19 protein-coding genes are annotated in these 23,344 nt (G+C 52.2%); 9 read left to right on the top strand and 10 right to left on the bottom strand.

Annotation, left to right across the window (positions count from 1 at the left end; genetic code table 11):
• The first annotated feature begins 220 nt into the window (after nucleotides 1-220).
• Complete coding sequence (locus tag ACSPJT_RS03790) at nucleotides 221-802, top strand: hypothetical protein (protein ID WP_435895038.1); 582 nt, start codon at nucleotides 221-223, stop codon at nucleotides 800-802.
• Between the two features lie 60 nt (nucleotides 803-862).
• Here the strand turns inward: ACSPJT_RS03790 and ACSPJT_RS03785 are convergent, their stop codons facing one another.
• Nucleotides 863-6,811, bottom strand: a complete 5,949-nt coding sequence (locus ACSPJT_RS03785; RefSeq protein WP_435895037.1) for a leucine-rich repeat domain-containing protein — start codon at nucleotides 6,809-6,811, stop codon at nucleotides 863-865.
• Nucleotides 6,812-6,939: 128 nt separating this feature from the next.
• Between ACSPJT_RS03785 and ACSPJT_RS03780 the strand changes: the two genes are divergently transcribed.
• From ACSPJT_RS03780 to ACSPJT_RS03770, 3 genes are all read left to right on the top strand, one after another.
• On the top strand, nucleotides 6,940-7,338 hold the full coding sequence (locus ACSPJT_RS03780; protein ID WP_435895036.1) for a hypothetical protein: 399 nt from the start codon (nucleotides 6,940-6,942) through the stop codon (nucleotides 7,336-7,338).
• Between the two features lie 210 nt (nucleotides 7,339-7,548).
• Nucleotides 7,549-8,595, top strand: a complete 1,047-nt coding sequence (gene recF, locus ACSPJT_RS03775) for a DNA replication/repair protein RecF (protein WP_435895035.1) — start codon at nucleotides 7,549-7,551, stop codon at nucleotides 8,593-8,595.
• A gap of 30 nt (nucleotides 8,596-8,625) precedes the next feature.
• Nucleotides 8,626-9,171, top strand: a complete 546-nt coding sequence (locus ACSPJT_RS03770; RefSeq protein ID WP_435895034.1) for an FKBP-type peptidyl-prolyl cis-trans isomerase — start codon at nucleotides 8,626-8,628, stop codon at nucleotides 9,169-9,171.
• A 148-nt stretch (nucleotides 9,172-9,319) separates the two neighbouring features.
• Here the strand turns inward: ACSPJT_RS03770 and ACSPJT_RS03765 are convergent, their stop codons facing one another.
• Entirely contained in the window at nucleotides 9,320-9,673 is a 354-nt protein-coding gene (locus ACSPJT_RS03765) for a hypothetical protein (RefSeq protein ID WP_435895033.1), read from the bottom strand.
• A gap of 266 nt (nucleotides 9,674-9,939) precedes the next feature.
• Between ACSPJT_RS03765 and ACSPJT_RS03760 the strand changes: the two genes are divergently transcribed.
• Nucleotides 9,940-11,058 (top strand): LBF_2804 family protein, encoded by a 1,119-nt coding sequence (locus ACSPJT_RS03760; RefSeq protein ID WP_435895032.1) that lies wholly within the window; start codon nucleotides 9,940-9,942, stop codon nucleotides 11,056-11,058.
• Here the strand turns inward: ACSPJT_RS03760 and ACSPJT_RS03755 are convergent.
• From ACSPJT_RS03755 to ACSPJT_RS03740, 4 genes are all read right to left on the bottom strand, one after another.
• Nucleotides 11,052-11,804 carry a hypothetical protein gene (locus ACSPJT_RS03755; protein ID WP_435895031.1) on the bottom strand — a complete coding sequence of 251 codons (753 nt, stop codon included), beginning with the start codon at nucleotides 11,802-11,804 and terminating at the stop codon, nucleotides 11,052-11,054. The genes ACSPJT_RS03760 and ACSPJT_RS03755 overlap by 7 nt on opposite strands.
• Before the next feature lie 138 nt (nucleotides 11,805-11,942).
• Nucleotides 11,943-13,277: a hypothetical protein gene (locus ACSPJT_RS03750; protein WP_435895030.1), complete on the bottom strand. Its 1,335-nt coding sequence runs from the start codon at nucleotides 13,275-13,277 to the stop codon at nucleotides 11,943-11,945.
• Nucleotides 13,278-13,404: 127 nt separating this feature from the next.
• Complete coding sequence (locus ACSPJT_RS03745) at nucleotides 13,405-14,379, bottom strand: ABC transporter ATP-binding protein (protein ID WP_435895029.1); 975 nt, start codon at nucleotides 14,377-14,379, stop codon at nucleotides 13,405-13,407.
• Nucleotides 14,380-14,419: 40 nt separating this feature from the next.
• The gene (locus ACSPJT_RS03740; protein WP_435895028.1) at nucleotides 14,420-15,838 is read right to left on the bottom strand and encodes an FAD-dependent oxidoreductase; all 1,419 of its coding nucleotides are present in this window, start codon (nucleotides 15,836-15,838) and stop codon (nucleotides 14,420-14,422) included.
• Nucleotides 15,839-15,882: 44 nt separating this feature from the next.
• Here ACSPJT_RS03740 and ACSPJT_RS03735 point away from each other — a divergent pair, with 44 nt between their 5' ends.
• A complete protein-coding gene (locus tag ACSPJT_RS03735) occupies nucleotides 15,883-16,602 on the top strand; it encodes a glycerophosphodiester phosphodiesterase (RefSeq protein WP_435895027.1) in 720 nt (239 codons plus the stop codon).
• A gap of 138 nt (nucleotides 16,603-16,740) precedes the next feature.
• Nucleotides 16,741-18,204: a glycerol kinase GlpK gene (gene glpK, locus ACSPJT_RS03730; protein WP_435895026.1), complete on the top strand. Its 1,464-nt coding sequence runs from the start codon at nucleotides 16,741-16,743 to the stop codon at nucleotides 18,202-18,204.
• Here the strand turns inward: glpK and ACSPJT_RS03725 are convergent.
• The 4 genes from ACSPJT_RS03725 to pgsA are packed head-to-tail and all read right to left on the bottom strand — an operon-like array spanning nucleotide 18,201 to nucleotide 21,417.
• Entirely contained in the window at nucleotides 18,201-18,608 is a 408-nt protein-coding gene (locus ACSPJT_RS03725) for an HIT family protein (RefSeq protein ID WP_435895025.1), read from the bottom strand. The two genes, glpK and ACSPJT_RS03725, sit on opposite strands and share 4 nt — an antisense overlap.
• A gap of 23 nt (nucleotides 18,609-18,631) precedes the next feature.
• Complete coding sequence (locus tag ACSPJT_RS03720; RefSeq protein WP_435895024.1) at nucleotides 18,632-19,396, bottom strand: hypothetical protein; 765 nt, start codon at nucleotides 19,394-19,396, stop codon at nucleotides 18,632-18,634.
• 17 nt (nucleotides 19,397-19,413) lie between these two features.
• The gene (gene der, locus ACSPJT_RS03715; RefSeq protein ID WP_435895023.1) at nucleotides 19,414-20,796 is read right to left on the bottom strand and encodes a ribosome biogenesis GTPase Der; all 1,383 of its coding nucleotides are present in this window, start codon (nucleotides 20,794-20,796) and stop codon (nucleotides 19,414-19,416) included.
• Between the two features lie 39 nt (nucleotides 20,797-20,835).
• On the bottom strand, nucleotides 20,836-21,417 hold the full coding sequence (gene pgsA / locus ACSPJT_RS03710) for a CDP-diacylglycerol--glycerol-3-phosphate 3-phosphatidyltransferase (RefSeq protein WP_435895022.1): 582 nt from the start codon (nucleotides 21,415-21,417) through the stop codon (nucleotides 20,836-20,838).
• Nucleotides 21,418-21,493: 76 nt separating this feature from the next.
• Between pgsA and bcp the strand changes: the two genes are divergently transcribed.
• Nucleotides 21,494-21,970: a thioredoxin-dependent thiol peroxidase gene (bcp, locus tag ACSPJT_RS03705; RefSeq protein ID WP_435895021.1), complete on the top strand. Its 477-nt coding sequence runs from the start codon at nucleotides 21,494-21,496 to the stop codon at nucleotides 21,968-21,970.
• Nucleotides 21,967-23,316, top strand: a complete 1,350-nt coding sequence (gene rsmA, locus ACSPJT_RS03700) for a 16S rRNA (adenine(1518)-N(6)/adenine(1519)-N(6))-dimethyltransferase RsmA (RefSeq protein ID WP_435895020.1) — start codon at nucleotides 21,967-21,969, stop codon at nucleotides 23,314-23,316. Before bcp ends, rsmA begins: the two co-directional genes overlap by 4 nt.
• Nucleotides 23,317-23,344: the final 28 nt, after the last annotated feature.

Here is a 23,344-nt window from a genome sequence, read left to right as displayed (position 1 = left end):
TAGCTCGGTAGGGCAGATTGGCCTCAATCTGCCGGATCGAAGCGAACAGCTTGGGCCCACCAAAAATCCGATCCAACAGCATCGATATCATCCACCCTGTCGATGTAGCAACCAGCCGAACAAGGAAGATCGAGGCCAATCTACCCTACCTGTGCGTAGGCTAGAAACAGATCCCAAATTTTTACTAACGCACCGAGCATTTCGATGCCATATTGGAGGTATGAAAAAAATCATTACCTCCGCCGTCGCCCTATCTATCATGCTGTTTGGCCTTCACGCGGCCAGTGCAGACGAAGAAGCCAAAGCTGAAGTCAGCGTCAAAATCAAAGTGCCTGATCCGGGTTGGAAAGTCCACATTGCCAGCATGCACGAAAAAGACGGGAAGCTCCTCGTCATCTGTCATGCTGCCCATGGCTCCGGTATTCATGCCGCTGCTATTACTGATGTCACCGCAAAGGCGACGATCAAAAAAAGCCTCGCTGACCTACCTCGGAAAATCTACTTGGTAGGACGCAGCTGGAGTTGGGGCGAGGGATACACCGCCATCGATGAGAAGGACGTGGAAACAGTCACTAAGGACAGCAAATTGGTATACACCGCGCCATCTGACGAAGCTCCCAAGCCCGATGACTTCGTGGGTCTTACTTTGGAAAAAGCCAAGACCCTCGCCGAGCAGCATAAAATCGACTTCCGCGTGATCATGGTCGATGGTCAACCGCGCCCAGCCACCACCGACCTTCGTCCCGACCGCTATAACTTCGCCGTCGAAAAAGGTAAAATCACCAAGGTGACGAAAGGCTAGAAAAGCAAATAGAGTCTTCCACGGCGGGCAGCGACCATAGTCATTCTGGGCAGAATCAATCTAATCCTCAGTCACAACCAAGCGCAAGAAGCCGCATTCATCGGTCGCGTCGATCGAGGCGGTTTTGATACCGTCAGCATCGGCAGCTGAAATGGTCACGCCAGTGGATTCCCATTGGACGAGATCCTTACTGGTTTGCACCAAATAAGTCACACCAGCGCTGACAGCATGGAAGTCCATCTTCAAGGACGAACCGTCAATTTTCGCCTGCGGCATAGCATCTCCGAGCTGTTTGCTAGGGTCCAGATTCAAGGCATAGGCCATCAGAAGAGTGATGCCATCTCCATTGAGATCTTGATTGAGATCGGTGGTGTAATCAAATTGATGTGTCAGTAACCACGGCGCAGCCGGATAGGTGGTATCATCAATACTCTGTGACGGATGCCCGATCCATGTGGGCTCGCTGTACCCCGTTTTACTGGCTAGGAAATAGATGGTGAAATCTTCATGGGGATTAGAAAATGTGTAAGTGCTAGCCGTTGGCGCATCACCCAGAAACGTGGCGCTGGTCAATGAGGTGCACTGCCAGAATGACCAGTCTAGGGAACTCAGCGACGCTGGGAAGACGATCTCCTGTAGCACAGTGCAATTCGAAAAAGCCTGTGATTCTATTTTGTTAACATGTGAAGGTAACTGAACACTTTGTAACGCGGAGCACCCTGAAAAAGTGCCATATTCAATGATTGTTACAGCGTTTGGTATCACGATGTTTGTTAGAGAAGTACAATACGTGAAAGCAGAATATCCAATGCTGTTCACTCCTTCTGGAAGGTGAATGTTCGCTAATGAAGAGCAACCTGAAAACGCGTTTGGGCCAATCGTTTCCAAGCTGTTAGGCAGGCTGATATTCGCTAATGAACTGCAGTAAGCAAATGCATTTGAGCCTAACGATGTAAGGCCTTCTGGTAGTGCGATCTGTGTTAACGACGAGCAGCCTGAAAATGCATAGAAATCAATCATCGTCAGATTATCAGGCAAGGTGATCTGAGTTAGTGAACTGCAGCCGGAAAAAGTATAGGATTCGATTTTAGTTAGTAGTGGTGGCAGAGCGACGCTGGTTAGACTTGTGCATCTGGTGAAAGCGTCTCGAGATATGGTTTCCAGAGTGTCGGGGAGGTCTATACTGGTGAGTGCCGCGCAGCCACTGAGCGCGAAGTCTTCAATACTGACGAGTTGCCCCGGAAGTGTTATGCTAGTCAGTTTTGCACATTCTCCAAACATACGTTTGCTGATGGAGCTAACGCCTTCGGGGATGGTGATGGTAAGTAGTGAGCTGCAGCTATGAAATGCGTCTTCTCCAATGGATGTGATTGTACTAGGCAGCGAAATACCGGCTAAACTGGTGCAATCTGAAAATGCATCTGCCTGGATTTCTGAGACATTGCTACCCATTGTTACGGAGGTTAATGCGGAGCAATAGGAAAACAGAGAATTGCTGATGACAGTCACGGCTTCTGGGATGGCGATCGTTGTTAGGCTCGTGCATCTGGAAAATGTTGAGTGTCCTAATTCGGCGACCGTAGAGGGGAGGGAGAGGTTGGTGATCGATGTACAATCTCTAAATGCATTGTCCTTGATCGAAATCAAACCCTCCTCGAACGTGAGCGAATCGAGCTTACTACAGCCATAAAAGGTATAGGAATCAATTGTTTCGAGCCCCGCTGGTATATGGATCGTCGTAATTTCTGTGCAGCCGAAAAAAGCATATTTCCCCAGAACGGTGAGATTCTCAGGCAAGGTTACGTCTGTAAGCGAACTGCAGCCAGAGAACGCGGCATAACCTATACTTTCCACAGTAGAGGCAAGGTTGATCGTGGTCAGGCTGGTGTTGTTTTGGAAGGCGTAATCACCAATGCTTGTGAGGGTGCTTGGGAGATTGATTGTAGTGATAGAAACGCAGCTTGTGCAGATGTTAGCGGGTATCGCGGTAATACCTTCTCCGAAGGTAATGGATGCCAATTTGCTACATCCTTCGAACAGTCCAGAGCCCATCGATGTGATTGTTCCCGACAAGGTGGCGCTAGTCAGACTGGTGCAGCTATTGAAAACATTGTTTCCCAGATGAGTGACGCTTGAGGGTAATGTGATGGCAGTTAGTGAGCTGCAATTCCTAAAGGCGTTAGTTTCGATGCTGGTGACTCCCGGCGATAAAGTGACCGAACTCAGACCTGTGCAGTAGTAGAAAGCACCGTTTCCTATTTCCCGTAGGGATGCAGGGAACTCAAGACTAGTTAGCATGGTGCAATTATAAAACGCACTGTTGCCAATTGTTGTCAGAGTGTCGGGGAATGTGATAGAGGCTAATGCGGAACATCCTTGAAATGCAGCACTGCCTATGGTGGTCAAACCAGAGGCCAAGGTCACCGAAGTCAAGCTGGTGCAGTTGTAAAATAGAAAGTCGGGAATACTATTCAGGCCCGAGGATGTAATGACGTTTGCCAGTTTACTGCAATATCTGAAATGTGAGCTGCCATTCAATGAAATGCCATCAGGTAGGGTGATGCTCACTAGTTCTACACAACTTTCAAAACACTCAGAACCGAGGCTAGTTGTACCAGCGGGTATCGTTATGGAGGTTAATGCACGGCAGTTATAAAATGCCTCTTCACCGATGCTGATCAAACCAGCTGACAAAGTGACCGAACTAAGCATCTGACAGGAATAAAAAGCGTCCTCACCGATCGTTTCCAAGCCTGGCTGCGTTGTGACGGTAACGAGTTCATCGCAATAGGCGAATGCCCCGTTCCCAATATTTTTAACACCTGCCTGCAGCGTGACCTGTGTTAGGGCATTACAATTGTTGAAAACATTGTTTGGTAGATCTTTGATGGAGCCTGGAATACTGATAGCGGTCAAGGCATCACAATATTGGAAACATGAATGGCCAAGGCTGGTGAGTGAACTCGGGAACGCAATGGCTGTAAGTTTGGTGCAGTACTTGAACACGCTGTTTCCTAGGCTGGTGATGCCTTCCTGGAGGGTGACCGTGTCTAGGTTACTGCATGAATAAAAAGCTTCGTAATCAACAGTTGTCACGCTGGAGGGGATATCGATCGTTGTTAAGCCGTTGCAATTATAGAATGCCCTGTTGCCGATGTTGGTGACACCTTGATTGATGGTCATACTGGTCAATGCTGTGCAGCCAGATAGAAGACCATTGCTGATGATAAGCACCCTGGAGGGTATCGAAATGCTTGTTAGTGAGGTGCAATTCGCAAGCGCATACTCACCAATATTTGTTAGGTTGGTGGGCAGGTTGATCGTTTCCAAGCTACTGCATCCGTTAAATGCTCTTTGTCCTATTGATGTGACCGTGGATGCTATATTGACTGTGGTTAAAGTCGTGTTGCTCTGAAATGCGTAATCAGGGATGCTGGTAATGCCTTCGGAGAGGGTGATCGTGCCCAGGCTTGTGGTGCCATTGAATATGCCACCACCCAAGCTGGTGACCCCACCTGGAATAGTGATACTAGTTAAGCTTGTACAGTCTCGAAACACATCATCGCCAAGTGTGGTGAGACTGTTGGGTAGCGTGATGCTGGCTAGATTATTACATTTGTAAAACGCTGACCGTTCGATGGTGTCGACACCTTCCGGAATATCGATATTCACGAGGCTGGAGCATCCGTAAAATGCGTATTGCTCGATTTTAGTAACCGTGGTCGGTATCGTGACGTTTGCCAGGCTGCTGCAGTTGTAAAATAAATATTCTGCAATGACACTGACTCCCTCAGGGATGACAATGCTACCTAATGATATACAACCGTAAAAAGCGTATCGGTTGATCTGTGTTATGCTGTTAGGTAGGGTGATGTTTTGAAGCGACGAACATCCTTTAAAAGCTTCGTTATCGATGGTGTTGAGGCTTGTCGGTAAGGTGACGTTTGTGAGGTTGCCACAGTTCTCGAAAGTGCTCTCAGAAAGAGTAGTGATGTTGGCTGATATGGTAGCTGTTGTCAGGGCGCTACAGCGTTCAAACACGGATGTGCCTAGACTTGTGACGGTAGAAGGAATGGTGATGCTTGATAAAGATTCGCAGTAAGAGAAAGCATTGGTATCGATACTAGTGACCCCGGCTGGAATGGAAACGCTAGTCAGGCTCGTGCACTTATAAAAAGAATGATTGCCGATGCTGGTGACATTACCGGGGATAGTGATGCTCGCCAGCTTGCCACATCGATGAAATAGATAGCCCTCGATTTTAGTAAGAGAGGCTGGAAGTGTGATGCTGGTGAGTTCATCACAGTCTTGGAAGGCATAAGCACCGATACTTGTGACTCCGTTTGGAATGACAATGCTTGTGAGCGACGAACAGTCGTCAAAGGCATTACCACCTATGCTCGTCAGGTTTGGAGGGAGTGTGATGCCGGTCAGAACAGTACAGTCTGCGAATGTTCCTTCTGCGAGCGAGGTAATATTGCTCGGTAAGGTTACGCTGCTGAGACTACTGCAGTTTTTGAATACCTCTCGACCAAGGTTACTGACTGACCCTGGAATGACAATGGATGAAAGCCCCGTGCATGATGAGAACGCGCCATCACCGATACCGACAAGACCATTTGGGATATTGATGCTTCCGAGGCCATAGCATTGGTAAAAGGCATAGCTCTCTATCACACCGAGACTACTAGGCAGAGTGACGGTGGAGATACCTGTGCAGTATCGAAATGCATTGGCTTTGATTCTGATGAGCCCCTCAGGTAGGGTGATGCTGGTCAGTCCTGAACAATGTTCGAACATGGATTCGGGGATCTCAGTTACACCAGCACCTATCGTTAGATTGGAGATGCCTGTGCAGGACGCAAAGACACCATCTCCCCAGATCGACACAGTTGCAGGAATGGTAACAGCTGTGAGAGCGGTGCAGTCTGAAAAGGCACGGTCATCAACGGTAGTAACAGAGCTGGGAAGAACAACGCTCCCCAGAGCTGAACACGAGTAAAAGGCATATCGACCGATTGTTGTAAGTCCGCTTGGAAAGTTGATGCTCGATAAGAGCTCGCAGGTGTAAAAGGCCCTGTCGCCAATGACATCAAGGCCGGCTGGCAGGGTAACAGATGTGAGGTTCTCGCATGCTCTGAATGCAGATGCGTTGATTTGAGTCACACTAGAAGGAACCGTGTAGTTGCCTGACTTTCCAGCAGGGTAGATAACCAGTTCCGTTTGCGCTTCGTTAAAGAGAACTCCATCGATACTTTCGTAGTTCGAATTGGCGGCATTCACTGAAATCGAGGTAAGATTGTCACAGTTTCCAAAGGCTTCAGTGCCGATACTGGTGATGCCAGCAGGGATGTTGATTGTGATAAGCGATTCATTCCCATAGAATGCCTGAGGGCCAATCTCGGTGACAGTTCCGGGAATGATGAAGGAGCCGGTCTTCCTCGGAGGGTATAGGATCAAGCTGGAAAGATCGGAGTTGTATAACACACCGGAGGCGCTTGTGTAGGCAGGGTTTCCAGCATCTACCGTGATAGAGGATAGTTGCAGGCAGTATGCGAAGGCACTCTCTCCAATGTTTACTGTGGCCGCCGGAATGGTAACTGTCGGTATTATGACGCAACCGGAGAAGGCTCTGTCGCCGATGGTTTCCAAGCTAGAAGGTAATGTGATACTGGCCAGACTGGAACAAGAAGCAAAGGCATCTTCACCAATACTTGTAACGCTGTTGGGAATCGAAATTGATGTCATGCGCGACCAAAACCTGAATGCGTTTTCACCAATTTTGGTGACCGGTTTTCCACGGACAATTGATGGAATAACGATGGGGCCACTAACATTGTAATAACCGGAAACCACCTCCATGTGATCACCCCTGTCAACGTAGGTGACATAACCCACCTGAAACTGCTGCGCCTCAGTATGAGAGATCGTGAAGACCGCGAAAATGCAGGAAATCAACAGCCAGAGAGGGCAGCAGATAGGTTTACGAGACGGGCGACGTGCTGTCATGGCATCGGATTCTAGCGCACAAGCCCCCTTGATCAAGGGGCATCTCATCGTCTCCAAACTCAAAAATCAAAATCTCACAACGGTTTTCCTTGGCAAAACCAACCTTCGTATTCTATGCCCCACTCAACATGTTTTCACAGGAACCCATTGAATGGCCGGACGAAGTTGAAGTGCTCATCGATCAGCTCGAAAGCGAAGCCCCTGAACGAGACCTCAGCCGTGAGGAACGCGCAGTGATGGACATTTATGAAACTGTCCCAATTCTTCAGAGCGAGGACTGCCTGCACGAGTTCTGGCAGAGCGGCATCGAGCACCAGCGCATCATCAACTCCTTTGAGCTCATCGGCTCCACTATCGTCGTCGATGCCATGAACGCCAGCCGCTGGTGCGGCACCCGTAGTGAGCACCGCAACGACTACACCGAAACCGAAGCCGACCACCTGGCGACCATCGAAGAAGAGCTCGAAGCCGGCATGGACGAACTCATCGACCTACTCATGGACTTCATCGAGGAGGAAATGGACTAAGGGCAGACGAGAGTTATTAGAAACCGGATGCAGGTGTCCGTTTTCGTGCGTGTTGCATTGTGCCTTTCCGCAACAATTGTGTTATGAGGGGGGAGCGCGCGTAATTTCTTAGCTGATGTCATGATCCACAGGGATCAACCTCAAAAGCAGGGTTGAACATTCCCTCAATTTGGTATTTGGCGTTTGGGTTTTGAAACTTAACATCGGCTTGTGCTCACCTCGCTCCGACTGCAAAATTTCCGGTGTTTTGATGCCTTGGCGCTGGAGGTGCCGGGGGCGGGGGCTGTTTTTGTGGGGGCGAATGCGATGGGGAAGACGTCCATCCTGGAGGCGGTTTGTGTGCTGGTGCGGTTGCAGTCGCCGCGTAGCTCGCGCATGGGGCGGATGGTGAAGGTGGAGACACCTGGATTTGGCATTGCGGGGGAATGCTGGGAGTCTGAGCGGCAGGTGCGTTTTGCGGGGAGGAAGGGGCTGACGATGAAGGTGGATGATGAGGCGGTGGTGAAGCAGTCGGATTACCTGCGTGGTGGTGGGCTGGTGGTGTGGATGGGGAATGATGATCTGGAACTAGTGCGCGGCTCGGCGAAGGTGCGGCAGCGTTATCTTGACTTTCTTGGCTGTCAGTTAGATCCGGCATATCGGGATCATTTGCACCGTTACCAACGGGTGCTGAAGGCTCGGAATTTGCTGTTGAAAGATCGGTCGCCTCGGGAGGCTGAGATTGCGGCTTACAGTGGACTGTTAGTGCAGCATGGAAACTATCTTACGGAGTCGCGGGTTAGATTGGTTGCGCTACTTGAGCCTGAGGCCTCAGTTTCGCAGGCGGCGGTGAGTTCCTGCAATGAGCGTGTGGGGATGGAATACATTGCCGGCTCTGGTGATGACCTAGCAGCGAGTCTGGAAATGACGCGTGAGCGTGAGCGCAGGCTGGGGCAGACGGTGGCGGGGCCGCATCGCGATGAGTTGCGACTGACGATCAATGGCATGGCGGCGAATGATTTTGCCAGTGAGGGACAACAGCGGACATTGGCGCTGGCGTTGAAACTTGCTCAAGGCGAGATGTTACAAAAGCGAGGAGGGCGGTTGCCGGTTTATCTGCTGGATGATATTTTTGGTGAGCTTGACCCTAACAGAAGGAATGCCCTGATGGCGGCTTTACCAAAGCAGGCGCAGAAGCTGATTACGACAACCAATGTGGACTGGATGCATGATGACTTTGCGGTGATCAATATGGAGGAAATCACAAACTCGAAATAAGAAAGAGTAAACCAATCAACGGCTTTGAATGTGTCGCGCAAAATCTTGATGACCCTGATCGTTGTGGGGCTAGTTGCCCTCTGCTTTTTTCTAGTAGCTCGCGTCACCGATCCAGAGGGATCAGAGGTAGATAAGAATAAAAAAAGTGGAATCGCCGAGGCTGAGCGGACCGGCACTCTAAACTCAAGTGCACGTCATGAGGCGCGTTCTAGCAGACGCTCCAACCAAGCTAACAAAAGGCCCGACACAGTCACCACAGAGAGTGGTCTTACTTACCAAGTGCTACGTGAGGGGAGTGGGCAAAAACCAGGGCCGAAGGATACGGTCAAAGTGGCCTACCGTGGCTGGATTCAGGGAGGTGATGTATTTGATCAATCCCCTGAAGGTAAGCCTAGTGAGTTTCCGTTGAATATGGTGATCAAAGGATGGCAGGAGGGCGTGCAGCTGATGAGAGTGGGTGCGAAATACCGATTTACCATTCCTCCGGATCTGGGTTACGGGACGAGGGGCGCTGGCTCTTCGATCCCTCCTAATGCAACCTTGGTGTTTGATGTGGAACTGATGGAGGTGAAGTAAAGTTGGGGGTATGTATTGGTGTTTCCTTGGCTAGAGGGTTCCTTTGGTTGCCGACAGCTTGCAAAGCTGTCCTACTTTGACAAAAAAATACCGAAGCGCACGAAACGCTCCGGTATGATTGTTAAAATGTTAGTCAGTATGAGTAAAACTACTCAGTGGCTGCAGCGGCAGCTTCGACAGAGAGAATCTTGGTGATGATGTGCATGTCCTTGTCGTCTTTGCCTTTTTTAGTTTTCACTTTGCAGGAGACTTTGACTTTCTTGTCGACGTGCTTCTTGGCGTCTTCCGTTGCGGCTTTGAGGATAGTATACATTTTGCCGTCTTCACCTTTGAACTTCACCTTGTCATTCTTCATCATGAAGGTGCCGGTTAGTTCGGTTTTCATCGGCTTGTCAGCTTTCTCTTTGGCCGGAGCGTCGGGCTTAGCGTCGTCTTCAGCGTAGACGTTGATAGCGGACAGACTGAAGATTGCGGCGAGGGTAATTTTAAGTATGGATTTCATAGTTGTTTGGAGTTGGATTACTTCCCAAGTTGAGGCCGTTGTGATTATTATCAAGTAAAAATCTGATATCACAGGCATGGAAGCCTTTGCATTGCGGATGTGTTTTATTGATACTATGGGCTGGCTGGGGGCTGAGTTTTCAATTAACTAAGCGAGGAAATTAATTACCGCGAAATACGCTAACTACACGAGAAGGGAGATGACTTCCGCGCGATTACGGAGCGAATAACCTTTAACGTGGTTAGTGTATTTCGCGGTCATCATCAATGTCTGAAGATAGCAAGATCGTAGAAAGTAAAACCGGGCCGCTTGAGAAAGCGGGTCATGCGATTTTGCGTCGGATGGGACCGACCTGTCCGGATGGTGCCTGCTGGGAAGATCAGCGGGTGCTGACGGATGAGGAGCAGTTACAGTTAAAAAACATTGTACGCTGGACGGTGTTTCGCGCGGGGTTGGCGGGAGCGCTCTCGGCTCTCGCTGCGGCGGTGGCGGCGGTATTTGCCGAGCAGTTGTTTCCCGACGATCAAATTAATTACTGGCTGCTGTTCGGTGGGGTGTCTGGTCTGGCAGCGGTGATCGAGGTGGGATTCTTGTATTACGATTCCCTGCGGGCGGTGCACCGAATTTCCAATGCATGTGACGTGGAGTTGTTTCCTGAGGGCGACGAGCGATCAGCCATGGCCGGAGTCATGGTGCGGGCGGCGATGGAGTTGCCGAATCCTCCCGATCGAGATCCTTATGTGAATCCGTTCCGTGAGGCGTCCAAACTGAAACTGTTAGCCGGGGTGCTGCTCTACAAAGGAAAAATCCTGGTAACCAATGCCTTGGCGAAGGTGCTGATCAGGAAAATTTTTCTACGCGGCGCTGCCCGTGCGTGGCTGGAGTTCGTCGCGATTCCGGTGACGGCGATTTGGAATGCGGTGGTCTGTTTCTGGGTGCTGCGCGAGGCAAGGGTCAGGGCTATCGGGCCGTCGGCAATTTTGGAGACTCTTCCGGAATTGTTAGGTGGTGCCAACGAGTCGTTAGCCACGAGTGCTCAACGGGCGGTAGGTAGCTGTGTTACAGCAAGCCGTGATCTGCACCCAAATCATCTGAAAATGTTGCAATGGATGCGTCAGGAGACAGGAGTAGAGGTTTCTACTCTGGCGGATGATAGACGTGAGTTTTTTAAGAATTTCGACAGTCACACGAAAGACGAACAAGGGATTCTGTTAGAGGTCTTGGCAATGGCGATTGTGGTGGATGGACGTGTGGCGAAATCAGAGAGGGATATGGTGCAACTCCTACTCTCAGATTACGAAATCAAGGGTGATCCAGTGCGGCTGAATATGATGCTGCGATCATTCCGCTGTGGTGATGGAATACCGAGATTTCTGTCTCAATAATTCTGCAGATGACGCTCTTGGGTAGCGTCCTCACGCTGGTGCAGGAAGACGAACTTGTGCGCACCGGATAGCAGGATCACGGTGAAGATACCGATGCCGAACAGCCAGCTGCTGCCAGTGCCTAACATGGCGATAGTCAGCGGGGTGACAATGAGCGGGTAAAAGGCGATGTCGCGGAGTTCGAAGATCTTTTCAATCAGGCGGGTGATCCAGCTAGGTGTTTCTGCTTCGCCGGTGATGGGCCATTCCCAACATTGGAATGATTGTGCTGTCAGGGAGAAGACTTCGGAGCCCAGTGGGATCGCATTCGCCTGGCTCCATGCATTCACTTTGTCTTTGACGGTGACACCTTCATCGCGAGGTGTGCCGGATGCGCGCAGGTAGGTGCCGGCAGGGAGCCGAGTGAATGCAGTGTCACCATTGGTGATTCCCGGTTCGTTGTTAGATATGAGGCCGATGATCCATTGGCCGTTTTTCTGATCGCGTCTGCGGTAGGCGCAGGCGGCATCCCATTCGCAGTTCCTGGCGTCCTCGACAAGCAATTGCAGAGCCGTGCGTTGAGCATTGTCTTCGCTATCGCCGTCAATGACGGTGGTGAGCAGCCAGCGCTCGGGTTGCTTGACGGTCCGAACCCAGCACTGGACAGAGCTCCGGTTTTTAATCCACAACGCGGCGATGATCAGCGGGATCAATCCCAGAAATGCGATCCATGAGACGATGTGAACGACGGTGATGAAAATGGACACGGCTGCTGATAAATGAGGAGGCAGCGATGTGCAATGCTATTCAAAGTAGGGCGAGTTTGTAACTTGCCGGCAAACTTGGTGAGTGCATCGTGCTTGGATTGATTATTCCTCGGCTTGCCGGCAAGTTGCAAACTGGCCCTACTTTTCTTCAGGTATCGCGACTCCATTTGCCCGGGCCCATGCGGTGGCGGCTTGGGGGTCTTCTTTGATCCAAGCTTTGAGGCCGATGTCGGTGGAGAAGTTGCGTGTTTTCTGATCGGAAATTTCTCGCGTCCATGACAGGGCTGCGGCTTTGTCGAACTCGAAGGAGGCTTTGGCGAGTCCGGTGATGCCTTGGTCTCGAACCGGGCCGGCTGGCTGGTCGGCGAGCCAGGTGGCGGCGTCTTTGGGGTTTTTATTGGTCCAGTGCCACATGGCGTCGCTCATGGCTTTGGCCCCTTTTTCATCGACAGGTAGAGTGGCAATCCATTTGGCGGCTTCGTCGGGCGCTTTTGCCACCCATGCTTCGGTGACGGATTTGACGAGCTTGTGTGACTTGTCCGCGTCGAGGTTCATTGCAACATACTCAGCGGCGGCGTTCGGCTCGGTGCGAGCCCAGATGGCGAGGGTGTTATTGAGTGCGCGTGGACGCTCATCATCAGAAAGTGACTCGACCCATGCCAGTGCGCCGCGTGGGTCTTTGGCTGCCCATGACTGGGCGATGTCGGCGAGCACGTGTTCACGACCGTCTCCTTCTATCTCCATGGCGAGCTTGGCGGCTCTTTGGGGATCGGTCATGGCGATGCTGCCAAGAACACCTGTTAGGGCACCGATACGTTGATCGCTGGGTACATTACGCGCCCACTCGAGGGCTGCTTCCGGATCTTGTTTTACCCATTCCTTGGAAATGGTGCCGGCGAGGAATTGTCCCATCCACTTGTTGCTGGCGAAGGGGTTTTGGTCGTCATTGAGCCAAGTGATGGCGCGTTGGGGATCTTGTGAGGCGATGGAGGAGATGACGCTGAAGGGCGCGTCACCGTAGCGTTTCATATCGATCTCTTTGAGGCTGGCGAGCGCGGCGTCAGGATCCAGGCGAGCCCACTTGGAAATCAGCATATGGGCGAAGAATTTTCCTTCCTGATCCCAGTGCGGCGTGCTGCGACGTAGTTCCGCGATGGCTTCGGGAATTTCAGAGGCAGGGAGGTTTTTCACGTAGTCTAACAGTGCCTGGGTACGCTCGGTGGGATTTCTGATGGCTAGCAGGTGCCTGATGCTGTGAGTCTGACCTGCCGCTGAGTCTGAATTATTCGAGCGTTTCGAGAATCTTGTCTCCGCGTCTCTGTTGGGAAGATGGATACTGGCGGATCGGCTGTTCGCTGCTGACTGGAGTTCCTCGTTCTGCTGTTTCAAATCCGAGCTCTGTTTGAACTGAAACAGAACAACGGCACCAAGCACGACCGTGCTGGCAATGAAAGCATTGGAAATATTTTTCATGATGTTACGAGCAAAGCTCATAACACTGATAGCACAGCTAAGGCTGGAATGAAGTGAGAATTTTGAGACTGAAATAATCAGCCCCAATACTTATGGCCAAAAATAATCCCTCTGTTGTGGCGGCCAGTTAAGCCAAGCAGCCTGGACAATTTTGCGCGTAATGCGCGGGTGCCACTTCGACCAGAGGGGGCGGCGTTTCTGTGTTGCAGAGTTCTGCTTTTCCGAGGGTGTTGCGGGCGTGGAAGGCGCAGCCTGGAGGTGGATCTGATAGATCGGGCGGAATGCCGGGGATGGTGTAAAGCGTTTCGCCTTTGGCGTGGGTGGCGGGGATGCTCTTCATCAGCGCGCGGGTGTAGGCGTGCTTGGGATTCGCGAACAGGTCTTTGGTCTCAGCGCGCTCGACGATTCTACCGGCATACATAACGTTGACGTCATCGCAGGTCTGGTGAACCACGGCGAGGTCATGGGTGATGAGAATCACGGCGGTGCCGAGTTTTTCCTGACGATCTTTAATCAAATCTAATACCTGCTTCTGAACGGTGACATCGAGGGCTGTGGTAGGTTCGTCGCAGATCAGCAGCTCGGGGCGGGTGATCAGCGCCATGGCGATCATCACACGCTGGCGCATGCCGCCGGAAAATTCGTGAGGGTAGGACTGGATGCGTTTTTCAGGATCTGGGATGCCGACTTCTGCAAGCGCATCGATGGCGCGGTGCAGGGCGGGTTTTCCTTTCATGCCTTCATGGATCGTCAAGGGCTCGGTGAGCTGGTCGGCAATCTTGAGATAGGGATTCAGCGAGGTCATGGGGTCCTGGAAAATCATCGAGATGCGTTTGCCACGGATCGAGCGCAGCATTTTCTCTGGAGTGTGGAGCAGGTCAATGTCGCCGAACATCGCCTTGCCGGCGTGGATTTTTCCGGGAGGCTGTGGGATCAGACCGATCAAGGAGTAGCAGGTGACCGACTTGCCTGACCCAGACTCGCCGACGATCCCAACCGTCTGGCCTTTTTCCACAGAAAAGGAAACGTCTTCCACCGCGCGCACGATACCGTTGCGGGTGTGAAATCGGGTGGTGAGATTGGTGACATCGAGAACGGCCATGGTGCTGGTTTTTTAGACAGGATTAGACGGATGAACAGGATTATTTTTCGAGACTGGCGAAGCCTGAGGTGATGTGAGGCTGCCATTGCTGGGCGAGCTGGTCATTGAGCATGCCGATGCGGAGTCGGCGCTTGAGAACGTCGTCTGGCTTGCGGGCGTAGGTGGTCTCGATAGCATTGCGAGCGATCGCGGCGAGTTCCTCGGGAGTGGCTGATTTGTCCGGCTGGAGAAACGGAGGGAGTGCGCCGTGATCGGTGAGTTTAAGGTCGGCAGTGCGGCAGGGTTTTGGCGGGAGCATCTGCTGCTTGATCGCCGCATCGATGGTGTCCTCGGCCATGGCTCGGGAGGTGGTCCATTTACCGCCTAACAGTGAGATCAAGCCGTTGGGTGCTATTTCGACGATGTGCTTACGCGAGAGCTTGGCGGTGTTACTGACTCCGGCCTTACTGACTAGGGGGCGCAGGCCGGCCCACTGGCTGGTGACGGTGTTGGGATCGAGATGGAAGGCTTGACCGGCTTCTTTGAAGAGGAAATCTAACTCGGCTTCGCTTGGTTGCGGGTCGAGCTCTGGTTGATCAGTTGGTTCGTCAGTGGTGCCGATGAGGGTGTGGCCGAGCCATGGGATGGCGAAGAGGATGCGGCCGTCGGATGTTTTTGGGATGATCAGGCCGTGGTCGGATTCTAACAAATGGCCCGGGCAGACAATGTGAGAGCCGCGGCTGGTTTGCATTTTCCACTGGATGGAGGTGCTGTTGGCCTTGCGGACTTCGTCGGAGAAAATACCGGTGGCATTAATCACGACCTTGGCGAGCATCGACCATGATTTACCGCTTTCTGTGCAACGTGCTTCGACACCACGCACTTGATCGTTCTCGGTGATGAAACGGGTCGCCTCGGTGTGGTTAATCGCCAAACCATTGCTGGAGGCGTTGATACACTGGGCCATGGCGATGGCGAGAGCGGCGTCGTCGAACTGGGCATCGGTGTAACTCACGCCGCCACGATTGTCGGTGGCGTTGTAGCCGGCTAGCGTTTTTCTAACATCGTCTGAGCTGAGGAGTTCAGCGGGTTGGACGCTCTGGTCTCCGGCCATGAGATCGTAGAGCCAGAGGCCGAATCGGTAGTAGTAGCGGGCCAATGGAGCATCGGTCGGCAGGACGAATCGGAGCGGGTGGCAAAACTCGGGGGCATTTTTCAGTAGCCGACTGCGCTCGGCCAGTGCCTCGCGGACGAGGGAGATTTCTCCTTTTTGCAAATACCGGACACCGCCGTGGATCAGCTTGGTAGATCGGCTGGAGGTGGCTTCGGCGAAGTCGTGTTTCTCGATCAAGGCGGTGTGGTAGCCACGGCTTGCCGCGTCCCATGCGGTGGCTAGGCCGCTGGCGCCGCCACCGATGACCAACACATCCCACGGGCCATCGGACTGGGCTTGATCGAGTAGTGGGCTGCGAGGATCCATGGAGGGCTTGAATATTGGCTGATCTGCTAGCAGAATAGTCCATCGTGATATGCAAGCAAGACACATCGGAATTCCTCGCCATCGGCCACCGTGGCTGCATGGGGCTGGAGCCGGAAAATACCATGCGTGGATTCCGTCGGGCGCTGGAGCTGGGGTGCAAGATGATCGAAACGGATTTGCATTTGGTGGATGGGGAACTCATCCTACTGCACGATGTTAGGTTGGATCGAACGACCAATGGAACGGGGGGGCTGGCGGATATTTCGCTGGAGGATCTGCGCAAGTTAGATGCTGGGAAAGGAGAGCAAGTTCCGCTTTTAACCGAGCTGTTGGATTTGTGTGATGGCAAGGAGGTGGTGCTGAATTTGGAAATCAAGGGAGCTGGTGTGGTCGGGCCGATGTTGGAGGTGTTAGAACGTTACCCTCTACAGCAGGTGGTGGTTTCGAGTTTTGACTGGAAGCAGTTGCGTGAGTGTCGTGAACTGGCGGCTGATTTGCCGCTGGCGGTGCTGGTGGATGCTCCAGAGTTAGTGTGTGATTCTGTGGGGATTTTTGAAGAGCTTGGCGCGGTTTCGTGGAATCCTGGTTTGGCGTTGTTTGACGATGCTTCGACAAAGGCCGTTGTTGATGAAATCCATGACTTGGGTGGCAAGGTTTACCCATTTACCGTGAAGACAAAAGAGGATTTGGAGAGTGTGGTCGAAATCGGCTGTGATGGGGCATTTGTAAACGATCCCATCGCAGTGGAGCAGTGGTTAAAGTAGGACAGCTTTGCAAGCTGTCGGCAGGCTATGTGAACCCATCGTGCTTGGGGTGATTATTCACCAAGTTTACCGACAAGATGCAATCTTGTCCTACTTTAGAGATCGCATCACAGCCGTTCCGATGGTTAGATAAAGGACATGGCAAAGTTCATCATGGCGCTCGACCAGGGGACGACAAGTTCCCGCAGCATTCTGTTCGATCACAACGGGGAAATCGTGGCAGTGAGTCAGCAGGAGTTTACCCAGTATTTTCCCAAATCCGGATGGGTAGAGCATGATGCCGAGGAGATCTGGCAGTCGCAGTTGAAGACAATGGAGGCGGTGATGAAAAAAGCCGGTGCCGAAGTTAGCGACCTCGCAGGCATCGGTATCACCAATCAGCGGGAGACTGTGGTGGTGTGGGAGCGCTCGACCGGAAAGCCGATCTGCAATGCCATCGTCTGGCAGGATCGGCGGACGGCTGATGTTTGTCAGCAGATGAAGAGCGAAGAGGCTGTTGTTTCTGCAAAGACCGGTCTGCGGATCGATCCGTATTTCAGCGCCACCAAGGTCGCGTGGATCCTCGACCACGTGGATGGGGCGAGAAATCGAGCAGAGCAGGGCGAGCTATGTTTCGGAACCATCGACAGCTGGCTGGTCTGGAATCTAACCGACGGAGAGAAACACGTCACCGATGCGAGCAACGCCAGCAGGACGCTGTTGTTCAATATTCATGAAGGTGATTGGGACGACGATTTGTTAGCCCTGTTCAATGTTCCGAAATCGATGCTGCCCGAAGTCGTCGACTCCAGCGGTGAAATTGGTCGTTGGCAAGACGTTGCCATCGCGGGGGTGGCGGGCGATCAGCAAGCGGCGCTGTTTGGTCAGGCGTGTTATGAACCAGGCAGGGCGAAGAACACTTATGGCACCGGATGCTTCATGTTGACGCACACGGGGGATCAGGTGGTGGACTCGGAGAATGATTTGTTATCGACTGTGGCATGGAGGATTAGAGGAAAACTGGAATACGCCTTGGAAGGTGGTGTATTCATCGCGGGGGCTCTTTTCCAATGGTTGCGCGATGGGCTTGGGCTGGTGAACAAGGTGCAGGAAATTGATCAGTTAGCGAGCGAATGCACGCACAGCGATGGCGTGGTGTTAGTTCCCGCCTTTGCCGGTCTTGGCGCTCCGCACTGGGATCCGAATGCTCGAGGAGTTCTGGTGGGGATCAGTCGGGGCACGGAGAAAAAGCACATCTGCCGAGCGGCGATTGATGCCGTTTGTTTTCAATCGCTGGAGTTGCTCGAATGTATGGAAAAAGACACGGGCCTTGACATCTCAGAGCTGCGGGTCGATGGCGGTGCCGTGGTAAGTGATGTGCTGATGCAATCGCAGGCAGATATTATACAGCGCGATATTGTCAGGCCGGAAATTATCGAGACTACTGCCTTCGGAGCAGCTGCCTTAGCCGGTCTCGGCGTCGGGTTCTGGGAGTCCCGTGATGAGCTGGCGCATACGTGGCGCGAGGAGAAACGATATAGCCCTCAGATCGATGCCGGTGAGTTGATCGAGAAACGCAAGCTCTGGGATAAAGCCGTCGAGCGCTCCAAGGCTTGGGCCTAAACAATCTGGCGTTGAAACGCGGCGTGGATATCCAAGGCTGTTTCTTTGTCGTAAGGTTCTGTGGCATCACAGCCCCAGACAACACCCGGCCAAGCAGGGTCGGTTTCGTGGCGCGCAACAATGTGTATGTGAAGCTGGCTGACAATGTTGCCAATCGCAGCGACGTTGAGTTTGTCCGGACCAAAATGATTTTCCACAAATTCAGAAATCTGGCGGATGGTGAACATCACCGAGGCGTAGTCGGTAGCCTCTAACTGATGGAGTTCAGTAATGGACTCATCCACTTCAGGAACGAGTATCAACCAAGGGAAAACAGTATTGTCTTTCAGCAGCACTCGACACCTCCCATGCGTGCCAAAATCAAAGGATCCTGCAGCGAGTCGTGGGTTAAGTTCAAAGGACATAGGCAAACTGCTGATTACACTTGTTAGTAGCTGACGGTTTTGAAGGAATAGTTCGGGTCGAGCTCACTGATGAGGAATTTAAGCTCCATTTGAACTCTGGCATCGCCATAAAACGGACCAATGCCCGGGCCTCCGCCGTAGTGGGTTTCCACTAACACTGGCTGTCCTCGAACCATGAGGAAGCTTGGGTTGCCACTGTCTCCGCTCACCAAGATTTTTTTTCTGATGTGATTGCTGTATTTGAAGAAAACCAAATAGCTTTGGAATCGTTTGATACGGTGCACGTATAGCCTGCGGTGCTGATCGGTGACGATGACAGGAACGTCGATGAGTCTCGTTTTCAGATCGGGCGTGGGTGTGGGCAGGGGGTAAACGCGAATACCTGCTGGCACTGGTTCATCGAGCAGGCCCACCGCATAATCTCCGGAGCCACCTTTGATGGCTGTGATTTTGCGGGCGACTCTTTGACCCTGACGGTTGTGAAAGACGACTTGTTTGCCCACGCCACGCTTATAGTGTTTCGCCATCACAACGTGTCTTCTGGTGATTAGAGTGCAGGTGTGTTTGTCATCCAGAGCAATACCGGACGCGTCCAGTTTATATGGCCAGCCTTTGTTGAGAACGGAATTTCCCGCAGCGTTGTATTCCTTGTAGATCGCGGACGAGCCGATGCCACTGGAAATATCAGCAGCAGGTGACGATGCAGAAGTTCCGCTGGATGAACAGGAAACCAATCCGGCGCATCCGGCTACGAGCGCCAGATAGATGAGAGTGAGGTGTGTTTTCATGGGGTAATTAGATACTGTTATTTTTTTCGTTTTTTATCATCACTCGCATTCCGTGATCTCACTGAGAAGGTGATGGGGATACCTGGTGACGGATGGTCTTCACGCAGTCTGTTAGTCAGGTATTGCTCATAGTGCTCTTGCATCAGACGCTTGTCGTTAACAAAGAGAATGTAGGTGGGGACGGGGATGGCTGTATAGCGATCGTTCACCGCGGCGGTGGCGTAGAGTAGTTTCAGGCGCTTCGTTCCTTTTTTCGCTTGTGGTGGTTTTTTCTCGAATGCTTCACCTAGGAAACGATTTAGCTTTCCTGTCGTGATCGGTTCCTGAGCAGCTTTGCGGATTTCAGCGAGTTTACTGAAGACGAGGCCGATGGACTGTTTCTTCAGAGCGGAAACGCAGACGTAAGGGGCGTAGGATAGGAAGAAAAGCTCAGTGCGTACGTGTTCGGTGATCTCTTCCAGTCGGGCGCTTTTTTGAGCATTCGGATGATAGAGGTCGAACTTGTTGAGCACGATCAGGCATGGTTTTTTCTCGTCCTGAATGATACGGGCGATCTTGCGGTCCTGGGCCGAGACTCCCTCGGCGCAGTCGATCACTAACAGGCAAATGTCGGCGCGACGGATCGAGCGCTCGGCACGCATCGATGAGAAAATTTCCACGGAGGAATCCATTTTGGTACGGCGCCGAATACCTGCTGTATCGATCAAGGTATGCAGTTCGCCCATAAATTCGTATGGCACGTCAACAGCGTCTCGAGTGGTTCCAGAGATGTCGGAAACGATCGTGCGGTCATCCTTGAGAATGGCGTTGATCAGCGAGGATTTTCCGGCATTGGGTTTACCCACGATGGCGATTTTAAGGCCTTCCTTTTTCACCACTTCCTCGGCTTCTTCGATGTTGCGATTGAGCGGCTCCACCACCTTGTCGATGGCGTCGGCGATCATGTGCATGTTTTTTCCAAGCTCGGCTGACACGGGGATGCCTTCGCCATAACCAAGTGTGGCGAAGTCACCGCTAAGAAGGTCTTGTTTTTCGTTGTCGGCTTTATTGATTACCAGCTGCACAGGAGCCTTGGACTTACGGAGTCTTTGGGCGAGGGCTTCATCAATGGAGGTGATTCCGTCTTTGGCATCAACGACGAACAAAATCAGATCAGCTGTCTGCATCGCAATATCTGCCTCAGTGGTAACAGCGGTGCCAAATCCATCATCGAGAGTGGCTCCGATACCACCCGTATCGATCAGGGTGCAGGGCTGCTGAGTGATGTGGCAGGGGGCGGCAATGCGATCACGCGTCACCCCTGGTTGGTCGTGTACGATGGCGATCCTCCGACCGGCGAGGCGATTGAACAGGGCGGATTTGCCGACATTGGGTCGGCCGACGATGGCTACGGATGGCATGGGAGAATGGTGATTTTTAAATGGTGAATTTTGAATGACTTATTCCACGACGTCATGCTGGTGGAGCTGACGGAGTCCTTCGCGGAAGTATTCGATGCCGGACCAGACGGTGAATATGGCGGCGACAATGGTGGGATAGATCGGGGAGAGGGGAATGATTTTTAACATCACCCAGCCGAGTAGGATCATTTGAGTGACGGTGCAGACTTTTCCGCTCCAGTGTGGACGGATCGGCACGTGGGAGTTGAAATAGTGCAGAATCCAGATGCCGCCAATAATAATGATGTCGCGGAGGATCATTAGTGCTGTGAACCAGATCGGAATACTCCAGCCTTCCCCCCAGGGAATGAAGGTTAGAAATACAATGCCTGTGAGCAGCAGTGTCTTGTCGGCAAAGGGATCCATGAAGGCTCCGAACTTTGAGCGTTGATTGTAATGTCGGGCAACGTAGCCATCGACGGCATCACTCAGGGAGGCGAAAATAAACACACCCACCGCCCACCAGCGCAGCGATTCATCCGGGCTGCCGGCCTTGACAGTCTCTCCATAATACACCGCTAACACAGCAAACACCGGCGCCATGAGGAGTCGGGTCAGGGTGATCTTGGATGCAAGGGTCATCGCAACTAAGCTTCTTGCCTCAAGTTTTCACTGTCAAGAGTTGCTATTTATCTCGGTGGGCGATTGGATACCGGCCATGAAACCAAAGGTTGGCGATCAAGCGCCCGAATTTACAGCAAAAGTAGTGGGTGGAGCCTATCAGGACGGAGCCGAAATCTCTTTCTCCCAGTTGAAAGGAAAGCCTGTCGTTCTGGTCTTTTATCCGAAAGATAACACACCCGGCTGCACTATTCAGGCCTGCGCGATCCGCGACAACTGGGATGCGCTGGAAAGCATCGCATATGTCTTCGGAGTCAGCGTCGATGACACCAAGAGTCACCGCAAATTTATCGATAAAAAGAACTTACCCTATCCTCTGCTGGCAGATACGGAGCAAAAAATCGTTCAGGACTACGGAGTCTGGGTGGAGAAAAGCATGTTTGGGAAAAAATACATGGGGATCGAACGCAGCAGTTTCATTATCGGAGCTGATGGCAAGATCGCGGCTGTGCTGGAAAAAGTAAAACCCGGTGCGCACCTCGACCAGCTCCTCGAAGCGCTGAAAAAATCATGAATCAGACCGAAATCAAAGCCCGGCTCGATGCCATGGGTGTGATGCCCTCGAAGAAGCTCGGGCAGAATTTTCTCATCGATGAAAATGTCGCGCGCTGGATCGTTGACCAGCTTGATATTCAGCCAGGCGATACGGTCGTTGAAGTCGGACCTGGCACGGGCGCGCTAACAGAGCATGTCGTTGAGATTGCTGATCGAGTGATCTTGGTCGAATTTGATGCCCGGCTTGCCGAAGGGCTGAAACATCGATTCGAGGGCAATGACAAAGTCACCGTGCATCACTTCGACGGTGCGCGCTTTGATACCCGCCAACTTTTTAAATACCAACCGGTGAAGCTGTTAGGGAACCTGCCATATTCGGCCGGAGGTGCCATCATGCGCAATTTTATGAAGCGTCCTTCACCTGTCTGCAAGGCGGTGTTGATGTTGCAAAAGGAGTTCATCGACCGGATCATCGCGGAACCACACACCAAAGCCTACGGAGTGCTCTCCCTGCGCATGCAGAGCGAGTGGGTGAGCAAGCCGGTGAAAACCATTCCGCCACAAGCCTTTTTTCCGCGTCCTCTGATCGACTCCACAGTCATGGTCTGTGAGCCACGGCCTGATGATCTGCCTGTCTACGATGCACGCTTGTTTGATGAAATTGTCAGACGTGGCTTTGCCCAGCGGCGAAAGCAGATCAAGAAACAGCTGCCGGAGACTGCAGATTGGACGGAGGCCGCCGAGCAAATTGGCGTGGAGGTCACAGCGCGTGCTGAGGAAATCGCTCTCGAACAATGGGTCGAACTAACGCGCATTTACGACGACCATCCACTGAAAAATAATCCTCAAAAAGGCGACGAACTCTTCGACGTGGTCGATGAAAATGATCAGGTGCTGCGTCAAGAAACACGTGACGTTGTCCACCGTGAAAATCTCCTGCACCGAGCCGTGCACATGTTTGTTTTCAACAAACGCAAAGAGCTGTTCCTGCAAAAACGTTCACGGCTGAAGGATACTCACCCTGGAGTTTGGGATTCCAGTGCTGCGGGTCATCTCAATGCCGGCGAGGGATATGAGTCCACCGCCATCCGTGAGATCGAAGAGGAGTTAGGGATTAAAAATGCCGAGGTTCAAGAAGTTGCTAAGGTGGCGCCAAGTGAGAACACCGGCTGGGAGCACGTGCGTCTTTATGTTTCCAGACATGATGGTGCAATGCGATTCCCGTGCAGCGAAATCGAGACAGGGGAGTGGTTCCCGATGGATGAAATCCGCGAGTGGGTGAAACTGCGACCTCAAGACTTTGCCAGTGGATTTATCGAGTGCTGGAATGCATTTGTGCAAAAAATTGACGAGAAGACTGCTTAGAATTTGGAATGGCCAGTAGCGGGGGATC

It is taken from the genome of Oceaniferula spumae (assembly GCF_042849255.1).
Lineage (GTDB): Bacteria > Verrucomicrobiota > Verrucomicrobiia > Verrucomicrobiales > Akkermansiaceae > Oceaniferula > Oceaniferula spumae.
This window is presented reverse-complemented; position numbering and strand designations above follow the sequence as displayed.

Coding starts and splice junctions, on each gene's coding strand:
- ACSPJT_RS03785 (WP_435895037.1), bottom strand. CDS start 6,811: ATGACAGCACGTCGCCCGTCTCGTAAACCTATCTGCTGCCCTCTCTGG.
- glpK (WP_435895026.1), top strand. CDS start 16,741: ATGGCAAAGTTCATCATGGCGCTCGACCAGGGGACGACAAGTTCCCGC.
- ACSPJT_RS03780 (WP_435895036.1), top strand. CDS start 6,940: ATGTTTTCACAGGAACCCATTGAATGGCCGGACGAAGTTGAAGTGCTC.
- ACSPJT_RS03725 (WP_435895025.1), bottom strand. CDS start 18,608: ATGTCCTTTGAACTTAACCCACGACTCGCTGCAGGATCCTTTGATTTT.
- bcp (WP_435895021.1), top strand. CDS start 21,494: ATGAAACCAAAGGTTGGCGATCAAGCGCCCGAATTTACAGCAAAAGTA.
- ACSPJT_RS03720 (WP_435895024.1), bottom strand. CDS start 19,396: ATGAAAACACACCTCACTCTCATCTATCTGGCGCTCGTAGCCGGATGC.
- ACSPJT_RS03745 (WP_435895029.1), bottom strand. CDS start 14,379: ATGGCCGTTCTCGATGTCACCAATCTCACCACCCGATTTCACACCCGC.
- rsmA (WP_435895020.1), top strand. CDS start 21,967: ATGAATCAGACCGAAATCAAAGCCCGGCTCGATGCCATGGGTGTGATG.
- pgsA (WP_435895022.1), bottom strand. CDS start 21,417: ATGACCCTTGCATCCAAGATCACCCTGACCCGACTCCTCATGGCGCCG.
- ACSPJT_RS03740 (WP_435895028.1), bottom strand. CDS start 15,838: ATGGATCCTCGCAGCCCACTACTCGATCAAGCCCAGTCCGATGGCCCG.
- ACSPJT_RS03760 (WP_435895032.1), top strand. CDS start 9,940: ATGTCTGAAGATAGCAAGATCGTAGAAAGTAAAACCGGGCCGCTTGAG.
- ACSPJT_RS03765 (WP_435895033.1), bottom strand. CDS start 9,673: ATGAAATCCATACTTAAAATTACCCTCGCCGCAATCTTCAGTCTGTCC.
- ACSPJT_RS03750 (WP_435895030.1), bottom strand. CDS start 13,277: ATGAAAAATATTTCCAATGCTTTCATTGCCAGCACGGTCGTGCTTGGT.
- ACSPJT_RS03790 (WP_435895038.1), top strand. CDS start 221: ATGAAAAAAATCATTACCTCCGCCGTCGCCCTATCTATCATGCTGTTT.
- der (WP_435895023.1), bottom strand. CDS start 20,796: ATGCCATCCGTAGCCATCGTCGGCCGACCCAATGTCGGCAAATCCGCC.